Genomic DNA, 16,199 nt, shown 5'->3' on the forward strand with positions numbered 1-16,199 from the left:
TCAACTGACCACCCGGATCAGGCCCTCCTGGCTGCATGAGGCGACCAGGTGGTCGTGCTGCATGAGTCGACCGACCGAGAACCCCAGTGCGTGCGAGGCCGACGGCGAGATCTGGTCGTAGAGCATCCACTCGTCGGCGCGCAGCGCCCGGTGGAACCACATGGCGTGGTCGAGCGAGGCCGCCTGCACCTGCGGTGACAGGAAGACCACCTCGTGCGGCACGGTCGAGACCCCGAGCAAGGTGATGTCGCTGGCGTAGGCGGTGATTGCCTGGTGCAGCCGGATGTCGTCGGGCAGAGGGTCGGCAGTCTTGAGCCAGACCCGCATCGCCGCCGAGTGCTGTCGTCCGGTGAGTTTGGGTTCGTGACTGGTGTCGCCGGCGTAGCGCACGTCGAGCGCGTCCCACTCCCGCCACAGCCGCGACTGCACGCCGAACCGCTGGTTCATCACGTCGGCCAGGCGCGGGCAGTCCTCGGGAGCGGTGACGTCGCTGGGCACCGGGTCGGAGTGGGTGAGCCCGTCCTCGAGCACGTGGAACGAGGCCGACAGCGTGAACAGCACCTGTCCGCTCTGGCGGGCCAGCACCCTCCGCGACGAGAAGCTGCCGCCATCGCGGGTCACCTCGACGTCGTAGATGATCGGTGAGTCGTTGCGTCCAGGGCGCAGGAAATAGGCGTTGAGCGAGTGGCAGATCCGCTCGGTGGGCACGGTGCGGTAGGCCGCGATCAGGGCCTGGGCCAGCACCTGCCCGCCGAAGGTGCGCTGCAGCATGGTCTGCGGGTGGCGGCCGCGGAACAGGCCGACCTCGATCTCCTCCAGGTCGAGCAGCGAGACGAGTTCAGCAGTGGTGGCGGGCACACCTCACTGTTGCAGCACACCGCCACCGCGCGCCAACCGCCCCAGTCCCCAGGTCGGCGCCGGCTCAGGACGAGATCGCGTCCATCGCCTGGTGCAACCGCTTGACCGACACCGGTTGTGCAGTGCGCAGCCGTTGGGCGAACAGGCTGACCCGCAACTCCTCGACCAGGAAGCCGATCGCCTCCACCGCAGCAGGCAGCGGCCCCGGCGGCTGGTCGGCGCACAGTTCGGCGTAGTGGTCCTCGACGTCGTCGACCTGCTCCTGCACCTGTTGGTCGCGGGCGGGCTGGGCGATCGCCGCCTCGAGCCGGGCCACCATCGCCTTGAGGTAGCGGGGCAGGTGCCCGTACCAGGGGTCAGGGGTGGCCGAGATGAACTTGGCGAAGACCAGGTTGTCGAGCTGGGTCGAGACGTCGGCGCGGGTCGAGGCCGGTGCGCGTTCCAGCAGCCCGGTGACCTCGACTCGGGTCTGCAAGACCTGCGCGGCCACCGAGACGATCTCACGCATCCGGTCGGCCTGGGCCTGACGGACCTGCAGCGCGAGGGCGTCGAAGGCCTGCTTCGTCCTCACCTGGCCCAGGTCACCCGCGAACTGGCCGGCGAGCGCCTCGGCGGTCTTGAGCCGGGCATCGGCCAGCAACTCCGCGACGCTGCCGTAGGGGCTGTGGGCCAGCGCCACCTTCTCGGTGTTGGACATGTGGCTGACCACCCACTTGGTCTGGTCGGGCAGCGTCAGGGTCAGCAGCCGCCGAAGTCCCAACCGGTGGTTGCGGGCCTGGGTCTCGACCGAGTCGGCGACCACGACGCCCACGCTGGTCTGCTCGTCGACCAGGCAGGGATAGCCGACCGCGGTGGTGCCGCCGCGAGTGACGGTGATCGAGGGCTCAAGGTCGGGGAATGTCCAGGCGGTCGCCCCGGTCACCCGCCGATCCTGGGTGGCGCGGGTGAGCGTGGTGCTGACCCGGGTGGCCAGTTCACGGCGCAGGGTCTCGAAGTCTCGTCCCTTGGGCTCGGCGACCCCCCGCTCGCTCACCTCGAAGCTCACCTGCAGGTGGCTGGGCACCTGGTCGGGGTTCCAGTCGCCCGCCTCGACCCGGTGCCCGGTCAAGGCCTGCAGGGCTCGTCCCAGCTCATCGGCGAACCGCTTCGACCGGTCTCCCCCACCGTGGGCGTCCAGCCAGCCCAGCGCCTCACGGGCATGGTTCGGGGCAGGGACGAACTGGGTGCGCACCGACTTCGGCAGTCCGCGGATCAGCTCGGTCGCCAGTTCCTGGCGAAGCCCCGGCACCTGCCAGCTGAACGGCTCGGCAGTCACCTGGTTGAGTTGCGCGATCGGGATGGTGACGGTCACCCCGTCGTGGCCGCTGCCGGGTTCGAAGACATAGCGAACCGGCAGCACCACCTCACCGATGCGCCACTGGTCGGGGAAAGCCGACAGGTCGACGGCGTCGGTGTCGTGCACCAGGTCGTCCAGGCGCATCTCGAGCACCGACTTGTCGTCGACGCGGCGCCACCAGGCGTCGAAGTGACTGGCCGAGACCACCTCGTGCGGGATCCGCCGGTCGTAGAAGTCGACGATCGCCTGGTCGTCGACCACCACGTCGCGGCGTCGGCTGCGTTCCTCGAGCGCCTCGGCCTCGGCCCGGATGGCGGCGTTGTGGGCGAACACCTCGTGCTGGGTGCGCCAGTTGCCCTCGACCAGGGCCTGCCTGATGAAGATCTGGCGGGCCTCTTCGAGGTTGATCCGGGCGTAGTTGACCGGCCGTTCGGCCACGATCGGGATGCCGTACAGGGTGACCCGCTCGTAGGCCATCACCGATCCGGAACTGGAGCTCCAGTGCGGTTCGGAGTGATGGCGCTTGATCAGGTGGCCGCCGACCTGCTCGATCCACTCCGCGCGCACCTCGGCGACCGTCCGGGCCCACAGCCGGGTGGTCTCGACCAGTTCGACCGCCATCACCAGCGGTGGTGGGCTCTTGGCCAGCGCCGAGCCCGGGTTGATCGCGAACTTCGCGCCCCGGGCACCCAGGTACTCCTGCATGGGACGACGGCGACGTCCCGGCCCGCTGCGGCCGGCCTGGCCCTTGGGCTGCTCGGTGGGCTGCACCTCGGCCAGGCCGACGTGGCTGAGCAGCCCGGCCAGCACGGCGGTGAGCACATGGTCGGTCGGTGCGGGTGAGTCGTTGCGTCGCCAGTCGAGTTCGCGGCAGATCTCGCGCAGTTGGGCGTGCAGGTCCTCCCACTCGCGCACCCGCAGGAAGTTGAGGAACTCGTCTCGGCAGAGCCGGCGGAAGGCGTTGCCCGACAGGTGGCGCCGGGCCTGGCGCAGGTGGTGCCACAACCGCAGCAGCGCGATCACGTCACCGCCCTCGCCCACGGCGGGGGCGACCTCCTTGCGGGTGCCGGTGTGCGCGGTGTGCCGGAGCGGTTGATCACTACGGGGGCGACCCTGGTCGTCGGTGCTGGCCCTTGGCGCCGGAATGGTGGCGAGGTGGAACCGGGCGTGCATGGCATCGGCCTGTTCACGCTTCTCAGCGGGACGCTCGCGGACGTCGGGAATGGCCAGTGCCGACACCAGCACCAGCACCTCGCGCAGGCAGTCGAGCTTGTGGGCCTCGATCAGCATCCGCGCCAGCCGCGGGTCGACCGGCAGCCGGGCCAGTTGGTGCCCGACGTCGGTGAGGCGGGGACGGTGCCGGTTGCCGGGGCGGAGCGCGCCCAGTTCGTCCAGCAACCGCATGCCGTCGGTGATCTGGCCGGAGTCGGGGCGTTCGACGAACGGGAACGAGGCGATGTCTCCCAGGTCGGCCTCGGCCATCTGCAGGATCACCGAGGCCAGGTTGGTGCGCAGGATCTCGGGCTCGGTGAACTCGGGACGCGACAGGAAGTCGTCCTCGCTGTAGAGCCGGATCGCGACACCTGGCCCGAGGCGTCCGCAGCGCCCGGCGCGCTGGTTGGCGCTGGCCTGCGAGATCGCCTCGATCGGCAGCCGCTGCACCTTGGTGCGGGCCGACCAGCGTGAGATCCGGGCGGTGCCGGGGTCGACCACGTAGCGGATGCCGGGCACCGTGATCGAGGTCTCGGCGACGTTGGTGGCCAGCACGATGCGGCGCCGGTCGTGGCGCTGGAACACCCGGTGCTGCTCGGCCGCCGAGAGCCTGGCGTACAGCGGCAGCACCTCCACGTCGGGCAGGTCCATTCCGGTCAGCGCCTCGGCGGTGTCACGGATCTCGCGCTCGCCGGACAGGAAGACCAGGATGTCGCCGGGGCCCTCGGTGAACAGTTCCTCGACCGCCTCGCAGATGCCGGTGACCTGGTCGGCGTCCTCGTCGAGCGGACGGTGGCGCACCTCGACCGGGTAGGTGCGGCCTGACACCTCGATGATCGGCGCGGGTCGGCCGTCGGGGTCGGTGAAGTGCTCGGCGAACCGCGCGGTGTCGATGGTGGCCGAGGTGACGATCACCTTGAGGTCGGGCCGCCGCGGCAGCAACTGCTTGAGGTAGCCCAGCAGGAAGTCGATGTTGAGCGAGCGCTCGTGGGCCTCGTCGATGATGATCGTGTCGTAGCGGCGAAGGTCGCGGTCCTGGCCGATCTCGGCCAGAAGCACGCCGTCGGTGAGCACCTTGACGCGGGTGTCACGGCCGGCCTGGCGGGTGAACCTGACCTGGTAGCCGACCAGGCCACCGATGCTGACGCCGACCTCTTCGGCGATCCGTTCGGCGACGGTGCGCGCCGCGATCCGGCGGGGCTGGGTGTGGGCGATCCGGCCTCGGCCCAGCGTCAGGCAGATCTTGGGCAACTGGGTGGTCTTGCCCGAGCCGGTCTCACCGGCGACCACGACCACCTGGTGGTCGCGGATCAGCGCGGCGATCTCTTCGTGGTGCTCGGCGATCGGCAGGCTGGGGTCGAACTCGAGCCTCACGCCCTCGGGCAGCGGGGGTACCGGGCGTGTCCGTGCGCCCTGCTGACCAGACCGGCGCCGGCCAGTGGGGGGACGGTCAGCAGGGGGACGCCCCCGCCGTCGAGCGGGCGGGGGCGTACCGGGTGGGCCCTGGTGAGGAGCGGAACGGTCAGCGGACAATGCACAGCGGGCAGGCCGCATGCGCCAGCACGGCGCGGGTGACACCGCCGATCGAGAAGCCCATCACCGACGGGGCGCGCATGCCCATGACCAGCAGGTCGACCTTCTCGGTGGTGGCGATGAGCACGTCGACCGGGTGGCCCATCTGCACCTCGATCTCGTACTCGACGTCGGGGTAGTGGCCGGCCAGCGCCCCAACCTGCGACTCGATCTGCGCACGGGCGGCGTCGAGCACCTGCTGCTGGGCCTCCTCGGTGAGCCGGTAGCCGCCGAAGACACCGGCCGGAACCTGGGACTGCACGTTGGCGACCAGCAGGCGGGCACCGCGGCGCTGGGCCTCCTCGAAGGCGTAGCGCAGGGTGGTCTCGGAGTGCCGTTCACCGTCGACGCCGACCGCGATCAACCGCTTGCGGCCGGTCTCGTCGGGGCTGGAGGCGGCCGAGATGACCACCAGCGGGCACTTGGCGGTGGAGGCCAGCGAGACGCTGGTCGAGCCGACGAACATCCGCTCGAAGCCGCTGACGGCGCGACGGCCGGTGACCAGCAGGTCGTGGTCACCGCTCATCTTGGCGAGCACGGCCGAGGCGTTGCCCAGCACGACGTCGCCATGCACACGGGAGGGGTCGACACCGAGCCCGACGGCGTACTCGGTGGCCTCTTCGACGGCGCTGCGCCCGACCCGCTCGAGGCTGCCCGGGTCGTAGACCACACCCCAGGCGCCGGCCAGGACGGCATCGTCCACGGCGTGCACCAGGTGGATCGACCCGGCACCCGACAGCGTGGCCGAACGGCTGGCGTAGGCGACGGCGCGCAGGCCGTCCTCGGATCCGTCGACACCGACGAGGATGCGGGGGTACTCGGTGTTCTGGTTGCTGGTGGCGTCGGGCGTGGTCATGGGTGACTCCCTTCCTTGGTGCAAGCCTACTGCTGGTCCGGCCGGTTCAATCGGTGAACGTGGTGCGGCCCTTGAGCTTCAACGCCAGTTCGTCGTCGATGCCGTCGGCGATCTCTGAGATCACCCGCAGCGCCTGGTGCAGGTGGGCAGGCACGAAGGGGTGGGCCAGCACCGACAGGGTGACGAAGACCCGATCGCGGTGCAGCGCGAACCGCCCGAACCGTGACTCGACGTTGAGGTCGTTGAGCACCTCGACCGCACGGGAGCGTCCCTCGACCTCGTGGACGAGGGCTGAGAACAGCAACAGTTCGTCGGCCTTGGGCATCGAGCGGATGAACACCATGGTCGACCCCACCCGCAGCGCGACATCGCCCTCGGAGTCACGGATCGGGGGGTGGCCGAACATCTGGGTCAACTCGGCACTGACCAGGGCATCGAGGTGGCCCTGGTCGTCGGGGACGATGGCGACCAGGTCGTCGGCGTCGTAGCGCGACAGCGACTCGTGGCTGGTCGGCGACTCGTCGGTCAACACCTCGGCGAGCTGGTCGGGGGCCAGGAACACCGGGTGCTGCACCCCGAACACGTCGCGCAGCGTGGCCACGGCGACCCGGGCCAGTTCGACGTAGTCGGCCTGCGGCCTGGCCAACTGGAACAGCGCCGATCCGGCGCCCTCGTCCACCGACGGGGGTTGGTAGCCCAAGGCCTCGAGGGCGTTCAGCTGGTCGAGGCTGAGCTGGAAGTGTTCGCCGAGGCTGGCGTTCGAGGTGGCCTCGAGCACGATGTCATCTCGGCCGCGCGCGTGGCTGAATCGGACGAAGGGGGCCTGGTCGTCGCTGGTCGACAGGGTGCCGATGGTGAGGCTGCCGTCGTCGACCATCGAGACCACCTCGGCGAGCCGGTCCTGGAACTGCTGCCAGGCCTCGGTGATGCTGCGGTCGAGGTCGAAGTCGGTTGACTGGGGCATGCGGTCGTCCTTTCGTCGAGGCCCAACCTAGCGAGCGACCAGCGCCGACAACAGCATGATGCTGGGGATCGAGGCGATGGTGGTGATGAACACCACGTCGCGGGCCAGCACGATCGCCTTCTCGTAGCGCACCGCCCAGACGAACACGTTCTGGGCCACCGGCAGGCCGGCGATCACCACCACCGCCAGCGTCGTGGTCTGGTCGAGCCCGAACGCCCGGGCCAGCGCCCACGCGATCAACGGCTGGCCAAGCAGCTTGAGTCCGGCGGCCAGAGCGGTGGGTCCTGTCTGACCGCCTCGTCCGGGCATCGGGCCAAGTCGCAGCGAGATGCCGTAGGCGAGCAACATGCCGGGCACGCTGAGGGCACCGAGCAGGTGCAGCGGGTCGAGCAGGACGGTGGGCAGCTTGAGGTTGGTGAGGTTGACCACCAGCCCGGCCAGGGTGGCCACCGTCATCGGGTTGCGGAACGGGATCGACAGGTTTCTGGCCATCGAGGGCTTGTTGCCGGTGCTCCTCGCGGAGTGGCTGTCGAGCAGCGACAGGGCGACCGGCTGAAGGATCAGCACCTGGATCAGCAGGATCGGCACCACCCAGGTGACGTCCTTGAGCACGTAGGCAGCGATCGGGATGCCCAGGTTGGCGGCGTTGACGTAGCCGGCACCGTAGGTGCCGATCACCCGGTGGGGCAGGTCCATCGCCCGCCACAGCACCAGGCTGAGCAGCAGGAAGATCGCCCCGCTGGCGACGGTGGCCAGGGCGCTGACCACCAGGTTCATCGCGAAGATCCGCTTGACGTCGGCCTCGGCGACCATGGTGAACAGCAGAGCCGGAGCGCCGACGAAGAAGGTGACCCGGCTGAGCACGGTCTGGCCGGTGGTGTCGAGCACCTTCAGGTGTGCGAGCAACCAGCCGACCCCGATCACGATCCAGATCGTGGCGAAGCCGCTGAGCACGTCGAGCACGCGCTCAGCCTAGTGGCGGCCCGCTAAGCTGGCCGTCGGACGACGAGCACCGAGACCGGTGGGTGAGGGAGCAACTGCGTGAATCCACTGGCGTGGAACGCCCACTGGACTGTGGTCGCCGCAGGTCTGTTCGTCATCGTGATGTTCCGAGCCAACGGCACCTACTGGCTGGGACGAGCCGCGGCCGCCGGCACCGCACGCACCCGCTACTCGCGGCTGCTGGGCAGCCCCGGCTACCGGCGTGCGGAGGCCTGGCTCGACCGTTGGGGCGCACCGGTGGTGGCGGTGTCGTTCCTGACCATCGGGGTGCAGACCCTGGTCAACCTCGCCGCCGGGGCGACCCGGATGAAGCTTCGCCACTACCTGCCGGCGGTGACCGTCGGCTGCGTGCTGTGGGCGATCATCTACTCCACGGTCGGGTTCGTGGGCTGGCGCACCTTCTCGGCCCTGCACGAGCGCTCACCGGCGCTGGCCTGGACGCTGGCCGTGCTCGCGGTGGGTGGGCTGGCCGCCTTCGTGGTGAGCCGGGTCCGCCGCGAGCGCGCCGCCTGAACTCAGCTGGGGTTCTCGGGCTCCCCGAGCGAGAGCATCAGCCGGTTGGCCCAGTTGAAGAAGCCTGCTGAGTGCACCACGTCTGAGATCTCCAGGTCGTCCAGCCCGGCCTCACGCAACTGGGTCACCTGGTCGGCACCGAAAGCGACCGGGGTGTCGGTCAGGGCCACCGAGGCGGCGACCACTGCGTTCCAGCGCTGCCCCAGCTCGGCACCCACTCCCTCGTCCAGCAGTTGGTCGACCAGGTCGGGCTGCTTGGAGTAGTGGGCGGCGAACCTGGCGTGCACCGACGCGCAGAACACGCAGCCGTTGTGTCGTGAGACCGCCGCGGCAGCGAGTTCACGGTCGGCCCGCTCCAGCCCGCCCTTGGCCTGGAAGATCTCCAGATCGGCCTTGGTGCGGGCCTCGACCACGTCGGGGTCGTCGGCGAGCAGCCGGAAGTAGGGGCTGGCCGTGCGGGAGGGCTGCACCAGCGACTCGACCTGGCGCTCGCTCAGGTCCTCGGCCGCCGACGGCTCGATCCAGGGCACCCAGCCCAGTTCGGCACGGGTGAAGGCCTCGGGACGACTCAGGTCTGGGTGGGTGAGGATCTCGGTCATGCTGCCTGCTCCGTTCCGGGGTTCTGCTTGAGTGCGGTCAGGCCGGTCACGACCCGGGTCTGGAAGCTGGTGAAGGCCACCAACTGCGACCAGGTCACCACCTGCTGACGCGTCCACCCCGCCTCGACCAGCCGGCCCAGCACCGCGGGCCGTGAGTCGCGGGGATGGATCACCAGCAGGTGGGCGTGCTCGACCACGGCGGCGAGCGGCTCACCCAGCTGTGCGCGCACGTCGTCGGGGACGAGCCACCGCTCGACCGGTTGGCTCTCGGTTGCCAGGCCTGGCTCGCGGTAGCTGCCTCGGGGCCCCTGGTCGGGTGCCGAGGACAGCAACTGCTCGAGCAGTACCGCCCGGTCCGGGTCCAGGCCTGCGCGACGGTGCTCGTCCAACGGCGTGCCGGGCACGGTGAGGGCGGTGACGAAAGCCCCCACCAGCCACCGCTGGTCGCGGGGGATGTCGTTGGTGTCGGTCTCGAACAGGGCCTGCTCGGCGGCCTGCACCTGGTCGCGGGCCACCGGGCGGGCCCGGCGGATGGTGTCGAGCGGGTCACCGGGAGCGATGCCGACGACCTGGTCGATCAGGTCGACGTCGATCGATTCGGGGCTCATGCGGCACTCCTCGCGGTGGCGACCTCGACCCCCAGGGCGGGGGCGACCTGGCTGGCCAGCAGTTCCAGCGAACGCAGAACCTCGCGGTGCGGCGGGTCGACCGAGTGCACTTGGGCCGACAGTTCGGTGGCGTGGGCCAAGGTGGCGTCGGCGGCCAGTGCCTCGGCCACCTCCTGCGGCGAGCCGACGAATGTGTCGGTGGCGCGGATCAGGGCGTCGAGGTCTCCCTCAACTGCGGCCCGGGCCCCGAAGGCGCGCGGCGAGCGGGCGACCGCGGCCCGCAGACCCTTCTCGGCCCAACCGCGGGCGGCTTGGGAGGTGTCGGCGACGAAGATCGTGCGCGAGGCCATCACCCGAGGGGTGGCACCCTGGGGCAGTTCGGCCAGGTAGCGCTCGACGATCGGCACCTGCAGGTCGGCCAGGGTGGCGTCGGGGGCACCCTCGGGACGAGGCTGCGTGCGCGACAGCATCAGCCCGTCGCCGTCGTGGCCGGCCCGTGCGCCACCGTCGGCGGAGAAGGTGGCCTGCCAGATGCGGTCGTTGAGTCCCGAGGCGGCCGGGTACAGCCGGTTGGCGGTGCCGTTGATCTCGTTGCCGGCCCAGGCACCGCGCAGGGTGGCCAGCTTGTCGGCCGACAGGGTGTAGCGGTCGGCGAAGTCGACACCGAAGGCGGGGAACGAGGCCGGGGTGCCGCCGGTCGAGATGCCCACCTCGACGCGGCCGTCGGAGAGTTCGTCGAGCACGGCCACGTCTTCTGCGGTGCGCACGGCGTCCTCCATCGGGATGCAGATCACCCCGGTGCCGAGCCTGATCCGGCTGGTCAGCGCCGCGGTGTGGGCCAGGAAGACCAGCGGTGAGGGCAGGCCGCCCTCGGCTCCGTGGAAGTGGTGCTGGGCGACCCAGGCGGTCTGGAAGCCGAGGTCCTCGGCGTGGCGCACCTGCTCGGTGGCGATCCGGTAGCGCTCGGCCGGGGAGGTGTCGTCGAGCAGTCGGGTGAAGTACCCAAGGGTGGTCATGGTGGTCCTTTCGCCCAGCTCAGCGGCCGGGAATGGCTGCGAGCAGTTCGCGGGTGTAGTCGGTCTGCGGGTCGGAGAAGACCTCGTGGGTGGTGCCGTGCTCGACGACGCGACCGGACTGCATCACCGAGACGGTGTCGCTGATCTGGCCGACCACCCCCAGGTCGTGGGAGATGAACAGGTAGGTGAGCCCCAGGTCTCGCTGCAGGTCGTCGAGCAGGCGAAGGATCTGGGCCTGCACGGTGACGTCGAGGGCCGAGACCGGTTCGTCGAGCACGACCACCTCGGGGTGGATGATCAGCGCCCGGGCGATCGCGACCCGCTGGCGCTGGCCACCGGACAGTTCGCGGGGCAGCCGCTGGGCGATCGTGGCGGGCAGTGCCACCTTGTCGAGGTAGGCGGCGACCTGGCGGGACCGCTCGGCCCGGTTGCCCAACCGGAAGTTGACCAGTGGTTCGGCGACGATGTCACCGACCGCCTGCCTGGGGTCGAGCGAGGAGTACGGGTTCTGCAGCACCAGTTGCGCCGAGCGGCGCAGGTCTCGCAGTTGGCGAGGACGCAGGCTGGTGACCTCGTGGCCCGCCACCCGGACCACGCCCGAGGTGGGGCGCTGGAAGCCGAGGATGGCCCGCACGGTCGAGGTCTTGCCCGAACCGGACTCCCCCACGATGGCGTGGGTCGAGCCCTTCGCGACCGCCAGCGAGACGTGGTCGACGGCGCGGAAAGGTTCGCGTCCCCGCCCCTGGTCGAAGTCCTGCACCAGGTCGGTCACCTCGATGGCCACATCGCGCTCGGCGAGGTCGGCCGGGGGTGGGGCCGGGGTGGCCCAGGCCACCGCTGCGGCCTCGTGCAGCAGGGTGCGGGTGTAGGGGTTCTCGGCGTGCTCGACGACGTGGGCGGTGGGGCCCTGTTCGACGATCTGGCCGCCGCGCATCACCACGATCCGGTCGGCCCGCTCCTTGGCGACCCCCAGGTCGTGGGTGACCAGCAGCACCGAGGCACCGGTCTCGGCACGCAGGGCGTCGATCAGGTCCAGGATCCGGCGCTGCACGGTGACGTCGAGGGCCGAGGTCGGCTCGTCGGCGATGATCAGTTCGGGGTCGAGGGCGATCGCCGAGGCGATCAGCACCCGCTGCTTCATGCCCCCGGACAGTTCGTGCGGGTACTGGGTGACCCTCAGTTCGGGGCGATCGATGCCGACCTTCTCGAGCAGGTCGAGCACCCGCTGGGCGATCGCCGGCTTGGAGCCCCAGCCGTGGATCTTGAGCACCTCGGCGAGGGAGTCACCGATGGTCTTGACCGGGTTGAGTGAGTTGTTCGGGTCCTGGGGCACCAGCCCGATCCGGCGTCCGCGTACCTGGCGCATCGCCCTGTCGCTCAATCCGGTGAGCTCGCTGCCGGCCAGGACGACCCGGCCGGAGTCGCGTCGTCCGTTGTCGGCGAGCAGGTCGATGACGGCCTGGGCGGTGCTGGTCTTGCCCGAACCCGACTCGCCCACCAGGGCGACGACCTCGCCGCGTCCGACCCGGAACGAGACGTCGTGGACGACCTCGACCCGGCCCTGGCGGGTGTCGTAGCTGAGGGTGAGGCCTTCGACCTCGAGCAGCGGCTGGCTGTCGTCCGACACGGTGTCGGGCGCGGCCTGGGTGAGGGCGGTCATCGTCCGACCTCCTTCGAGATGGCGTGGCTGAGCCGGTTGGCCGACAGCACCACGGCCATCACCACCAGACCGGGCAGGGTGGTCAGCCACCAGGCGGTGGCGACGTAGGTGCGTCCCTCGGCGATCAGCAGGCCCCACTCGGGCGTGGGCGGCGGGGCGCCGTAACCGAGGAAGCCCAGGGTCGAGATGGCCAGGATCGCGGTGCCGAACTGCAGTGCGGCCAGCGCGACGACGGCGTTGAGCGAGTTGGGCAGGATGTGGCGCACCAGCACCTCCCCGAACCGGGCACCGGACCCGAAGGCGGCCTCGACGTAGTCGCTGCGCCGCACCCGGATCACCTCCGAGCGGCTCACCCGGGCGAAGATGGCCACCGAGGTGATGCCGACGGCGATCGCGGCGTTGGTGGTGCCGAAGCCGAGCAGGATGATCACGCTGAGCGCCAGCAGCAGTCCGGGCACAGCGAGCAGCACGTCGACCAGTCGCATCAGGGCCTGGTCGAGCAGTCCGCCGATCGAGCCGGCCAGCAGCCCGATGCCGGTGCCGACCACCAGACCGACCGCGACCGCGACCAGGGCACCACCCAGGGAGTGGATGGCCCCGTGCACCACGCGGGCGAACAGGTCTCGTCCGGTGGCGTCGGTGCCGAACCAGTGGGCGGCACTGGGTGCCTGCAGGGCGTCCCGGGCACGTCCGGCGATCGGGTCGTGGCTGGTGAACACCGCGGGCCGCAGGGCTGCGGTGATCACCAGCGCGAGCACCAGCACGGACAGCACCAGACCGGGCTGGCGCCAGATCCGGCGCAGGCCGCGCAGGTTGAGGGTGAGGCGTCGTCCGAAGGCCCCGATCCGGGGCAGGACGAACGCCTGGGTGGTCACCTGGTCACTCATGCGGCGGCCCTCACTTCCTTCTTGAGTCGGGGGTCGACCAGCGGGGCGACCAGGTCGACGGCGAGATTGACCACGACGAAGATCACGGCGGTGAGCACCACCACCGCCTGCAGCACGGCCACGTCCTGGTTGGCGACGGCCTGCTCGGTGAGCCGACCCAGGCCGGCTCGTCCGAAGACGGTCTCGGTGACGATCGCACCGGCCACCAGTTCACCGAGCAGCACGCCGGCGATGGTCAACGTCGGCACCAGGGCGTTGCGCACGATGTTGCGGGTGAGCACCCACCAGCGCGAGGCACCCTTCGCGCGGACGACGGCGATGAAGGGCTGGCGCTGCACGTCCTCGATCGAGCGCACCAGGATCTGTGCCAGCGGGGCGCTGATCGGCACGGCCAGGGTCAGCACCGGCAGCACCAGCGACTCAACCGGGCCACCACCGATCACCCTGACCAGGCCCAGCCGGAACGAGAACACCTGGATCAGCACCATCGCCAGCCAGAACACCGGCACCGACACCAGCACCGAGGGCAGGCTGGCCAGGGTGTTGCGCAGCCACGGGTTGCGCACCCCCATCGCGGTGAAGGCGACCACGCAGGCCAGCACGACGGCCGCGGCGAAACCGAGCACCCCGAGCAGGGCGGTGCTCGGCAGCACCTCGGCGAGCAGGTCACGCACGGCAGTGCCGTTCTGGATCGAGTAGCCGAAGTCGCCGACCACGAACCCGCTCAGGGTGTGCCAGAACGAGGTCCAGATCGGGGTGTCGGCGCCGTACGCCTCACGGATCTCGGCGATCTGGGCGGGGGTGAGCCCGAGTTCGGGGTTCTCGAACTTGATCAGAACCGCGTCACCGGGCAGGGCCTGCAGCATCAGGAACGCGCCGGTGAAGGCGAGCACGATGACCAGCAGGCTCTGGCCCAAGCGGGTGGCGAGTGCGCGCGGGGTCACTCGGCCACCCAGGTGTTGTGGAAGGTGGGACGACCCACCGACTCTGCCTCGAAGCCGTGCACCTTGGGGCCGAGACCGAAGACCTGCGGCTCCTCGAACAGCGGGATGACGTAGAACTCATCGAGCAGGTAGGCCTGCACGTCCTGGCTGGCCTTGATCCGCGCGTCGTGGTCGGGGGTGCTGGCCACCTTGGTGAGCAGTTCCTCGAGCTTGGTGTCGCCGATCGAGTCGTCGGCCGGGTCGCGGTTGAGCAGGGTGTTGCGGTTCTTGCCGGCGTACTGGCTCTTGATCACGTCGAGGTCGGCGCGTCCGACCATCGAGTGGTAGACCTGCACCTGGTTGGCGTCGTTGATCGCCTTGGTGTACGTGCCGGCGTCGGCGCGCAGGATCTTCAACTCGACGCCCAACGCCGCCTTCCACTGCTGCGAGACCAGGGTGGTGACGTCGAACGACCGCGGCTGGGGTGCGGCCTCGTTGACGGTGAACGTGAGCCGCTTGCCGTCCTTGGTGCGGTAGCCGTCGGAGCCGAGCTTCCAGCCGGCATCCTCGAGCAACTGGGCACCCTTGCCGGGGTCGTGGACGAGCTTGGACGAGTTGTCCTGGTAGCCCAGGGCGGTCTTGCCGATCACCGAGGTGGCCAGCGGGTAGTTCTCGGTGAACAGGGTGTCGACCACCTCCTGACGGTTGGTGCCCAGGCTGAGCGCCTGCCTCACGTTCTTGTCGGCCAGCACCTCGTTGCGGAACCGCAGCGAGAAGCCGTTGTTGACTCCGCGGGTCTGCGGGGCGAGCAGCTTGGCTCCGGCTGCGGTGACCTGCTTCTCGTCGGTGGCCGCGATCTGGCGCGCGATGTGGGCCTGGCCCGAGGTGAGCCCGCCGACCCGCACCCCGGCCTCGGGGGTGACCACGTAGGTGATCTGGTCGAGGTGGGCGCGGGACTGGTTGGGGGCCGACTTGGGTGCCCAGGCGTAGTCGGTGCGGGCCTTGAGCACGACCTCGGAGCCAATCTTCTCCGAGGCGACGACGAAGGGGCCGGTGCCGATGATGGTGGGGCCCTTGCCGGCACCGAAGTCCTCGAGCTTTCCGTCGAGGGTCTTGGGCGAGAGCAGTCCCGAGTTGATCGTCGAGGTGGCCTGCAGGAAGCCCGGCGCCGGCGCGCTGAAGTGGAAGGTGACCGTGGTCGGGTTGACCACCGTCGAGGACTTGTAGTTGTTGATCGCCTCCGAGACCGTCAGGCCGCGGGCGGCGTCGCCGAGGCCGTAGAGGTCGAAGTTCTTCGCGACCGCGGCGGCGTCGAGCTTGGTGCCGTCCGAGAAGGTGACGTCGTCACGCAGGGTGAAGGTGAACTCGGTGGCGTCGTCGTTCACGGTCCACTCGGTGGCGATCCACGGCTCGAACTCCAGGGTTTCGGCGTTCTGGTGCACGAGTCGGTCGGTGATGTTGTTGACCAGACCGCCGTTGGGGTAGAAGCCGGCCGACGGCGGATAGAGCGAGGTGTGCGGCTGGGCGTCGAGGTAGGTCAGGGTGCCGCCCTTGACCGGGTCGCCGGCAGGGGCCTCGGTCTGGTTGTTGGCCTGCGCTCCCCCGCCGCAGGCGGTCAGGGCGGTGAGGCTGGCGGCAGCGATGCCGAGACCGAACAGGTTGCGGCGGGACAGGTGGCGGTGGGCCAGGGTCATGGATGGGCCTTTCGGGAAATGTTCTGGGGACGACGTGGGTGCACGCTCCAGCGACTTGCGGGGTGCACGAGACCGCCGGGTCGACTCCGGCGAGGTTTGCTGGTGGTGCTTCGTCCGCGTGGACGACGGACCGGACGGGCTGGCCGCGGGTACGCCGCACGACCTCCATCGAGGGAGGTGCTTTCAGGGTGCGGTATGGTGTCCCGTGGCGCTCAGGCGGCGCAGGTCGTCACCGTCAGGCGCAACAGCGCATCGTCGACATACGACCGAAGTCGACATGACGGCGACGCGTCGCGAACTCTGACATGTGACGATCTTCACTCATACGTCCAAGCTGACCAAATGCGAGTCTCATCCTGTGAGACCAGCGGTCTTGACTCGCCGGCACCACCACGGATGCGGGGTCTGCAGGCCGCGTCCGGTAGACTGGGACAGTTGTTCAGGCCTCCGTGAGCCTGGACCCCGTCCGTCGCTGGACCGCTGGTTGACGGCTCTCCCG

The 16,199-nt window shown here is 69.9% G+C and carries 13 protein-coding genes; 1 reads left to right on the forward strand and 12 read right to left on the reverse strand.

What is annotated here, in order from left to right:
- The 5 genes from IE660_RS01765 to IE660_RS01785 all read right to left on the reverse strand — a co-directional run bounded on the left by IE660_RS01765 (position 1) and on the right by IE660_RS01785 (position 7,761).
- Entirely contained in the window at positions 1 to 858 is an 858-nt protein-coding gene (locus tag IE660_RS01765) for an acyl-CoA thioesterase (protein WP_203566589.1), read from the reverse strand.
- Positions 859 to 922: 64 nt separating this feature from the next.
- Positions 923 to 4,792 (reverse strand): ATP-dependent RNA helicase HrpA, encoded by a 3,870-nt coding sequence (gene hrpA, locus IE660_RS01770; RefSeq protein ID WP_235996904.1) that lies wholly within the window; start codon positions 4,790 to 4,792, stop codon positions 923 to 925.
- A gap of 136 nt (positions 4,793 to 4,928) precedes the next feature.
- The gene (locus IE660_RS01775; RefSeq protein WP_203566591.1) at positions 4,929 to 5,834 is read right to left on the reverse strand and encodes a universal stress protein; all 906 of its coding nucleotides are present in this window, start codon (positions 5,832 to 5,834) and stop codon (positions 4,929 to 4,931) included.
- 46 nt (positions 5,835 to 5,880) lie between these two features.
- On the reverse strand, positions 5,881 to 6,798 hold the full coding sequence (locus IE660_RS01780; RefSeq protein ID WP_203566592.1) for a T3SS (YopN, CesT) and YbjN peptide-binding chaperone 1: 918 nt from the start codon (positions 6,796 to 6,798) through the stop codon (positions 5,881 to 5,883).
- Between the two features lie 27 nt (positions 6,799 to 6,825).
- Positions 6,826 to 7,761: an AEC family transporter gene (locus IE660_RS01785; RefSeq protein WP_203566593.1), complete on the reverse strand. Its 936-nt coding sequence runs from the start codon at positions 7,759 to 7,761 to the stop codon at positions 6,826 to 6,828.
- A 78-nt stretch (positions 7,762 to 7,839) separates the two neighbouring features.
- Between IE660_RS01785 and IE660_RS01790 the strand changes: the two genes are divergently transcribed.
- Entirely contained in the window at positions 7,840 to 8,313 is a 474-nt protein-coding gene (locus tag IE660_RS01790) for a DedA family protein (RefSeq protein ID WP_328701795.1), read from the forward strand.
- A gap of 2 nt (positions 8,314 to 8,315) precedes the next feature.
- Here the strand turns inward: IE660_RS01790 and IE660_RS01795 are convergent, their stop codons facing one another.
- From IE660_RS01795 to IE660_RS01825, 7 genes are read right to left on the reverse strand one after another with little or no spacing between them, the layout of a single operon-like run.
- Positions 8,316 to 8,912: an alkylhydroperoxidase domain protein gene (locus tag IE660_RS01795; RefSeq protein WP_203566594.1), complete on the reverse strand. Its 597-nt coding sequence runs from the start codon at positions 8,910 to 8,912 to the stop codon at positions 8,316 to 8,318.
- A complete protein-coding gene (locus tag IE660_RS01800; protein WP_203566595.1) occupies positions 8,909 to 9,520 on the reverse strand; it encodes a CMD domain protein in 612 nt (203 codons plus the stop codon). Before IE660_RS01800 ends, IE660_RS01795 begins: the two co-directional genes overlap by 4 nt.
- Positions 9,517 to 10,536 (reverse strand): putative FMN-dependent luciferase-like monooxygenase, encoded by a 1,020-nt coding sequence (locus tag IE660_RS01805; protein WP_203566596.1) that lies wholly within the window; start codon positions 10,534 to 10,536, stop codon positions 9,517 to 9,519. The genes IE660_RS01800 and IE660_RS01805 overlap by 4 nt, the downstream gene beginning before the upstream one ends.
- A 19-nt stretch (positions 10,537 to 10,555) precedes the next feature.
- Positions 10,556 to 12,196, reverse strand: a complete 1,641-nt coding sequence (locus tag IE660_RS01810; RefSeq protein WP_203566597.1) for a dipeptide ABC transporter ATP-binding protein — start codon at positions 12,194 to 12,196, stop codon at positions 10,556 to 10,558.
- Positions 12,193 to 13,083, reverse strand: a complete 891-nt coding sequence (locus IE660_RS01815; protein ID WP_203566598.1) for an ABC transporter permease — start codon at positions 13,081 to 13,083, stop codon at positions 12,193 to 12,195. The genes IE660_RS01810 and IE660_RS01815 overlap by 4 nt, the downstream gene beginning before the upstream one ends.
- Positions 13,080 to 14,027 (reverse strand): ABC transporter permease, encoded by a 948-nt coding sequence (locus IE660_RS01820; RefSeq protein ID WP_203566599.1) that lies wholly within the window; start codon positions 14,025 to 14,027, stop codon positions 13,080 to 13,082. The genes IE660_RS01815 and IE660_RS01820 overlap by 4 nt, the downstream gene beginning before the upstream one ends.
- Positions 14,024 to 15,700, reverse strand: coding sequence for a TIGR04028 family ABC transporter substrate-binding protein (locus IE660_RS01825; RefSeq protein WP_203566600.1), 1,677 nt, complete (start codon positions 15,698 to 15,700; stop codon positions 14,024 to 14,026). Before IE660_RS01825 ends, IE660_RS01820 begins: the two co-directional genes overlap by 4 nt.
- Positions 15,701 to 16,199: the final 499 nt, after the last annotated feature.

The organism is Aestuariimicrobium ganziense, assembly GCF_015352975.1.
GTDB classification, from domain to species: domain Bacteria; phylum Actinomycetota; class Actinomycetes; order Propionibacteriales; family Propionibacteriaceae; genus Aestuariimicrobium; species Aestuariimicrobium ganziense.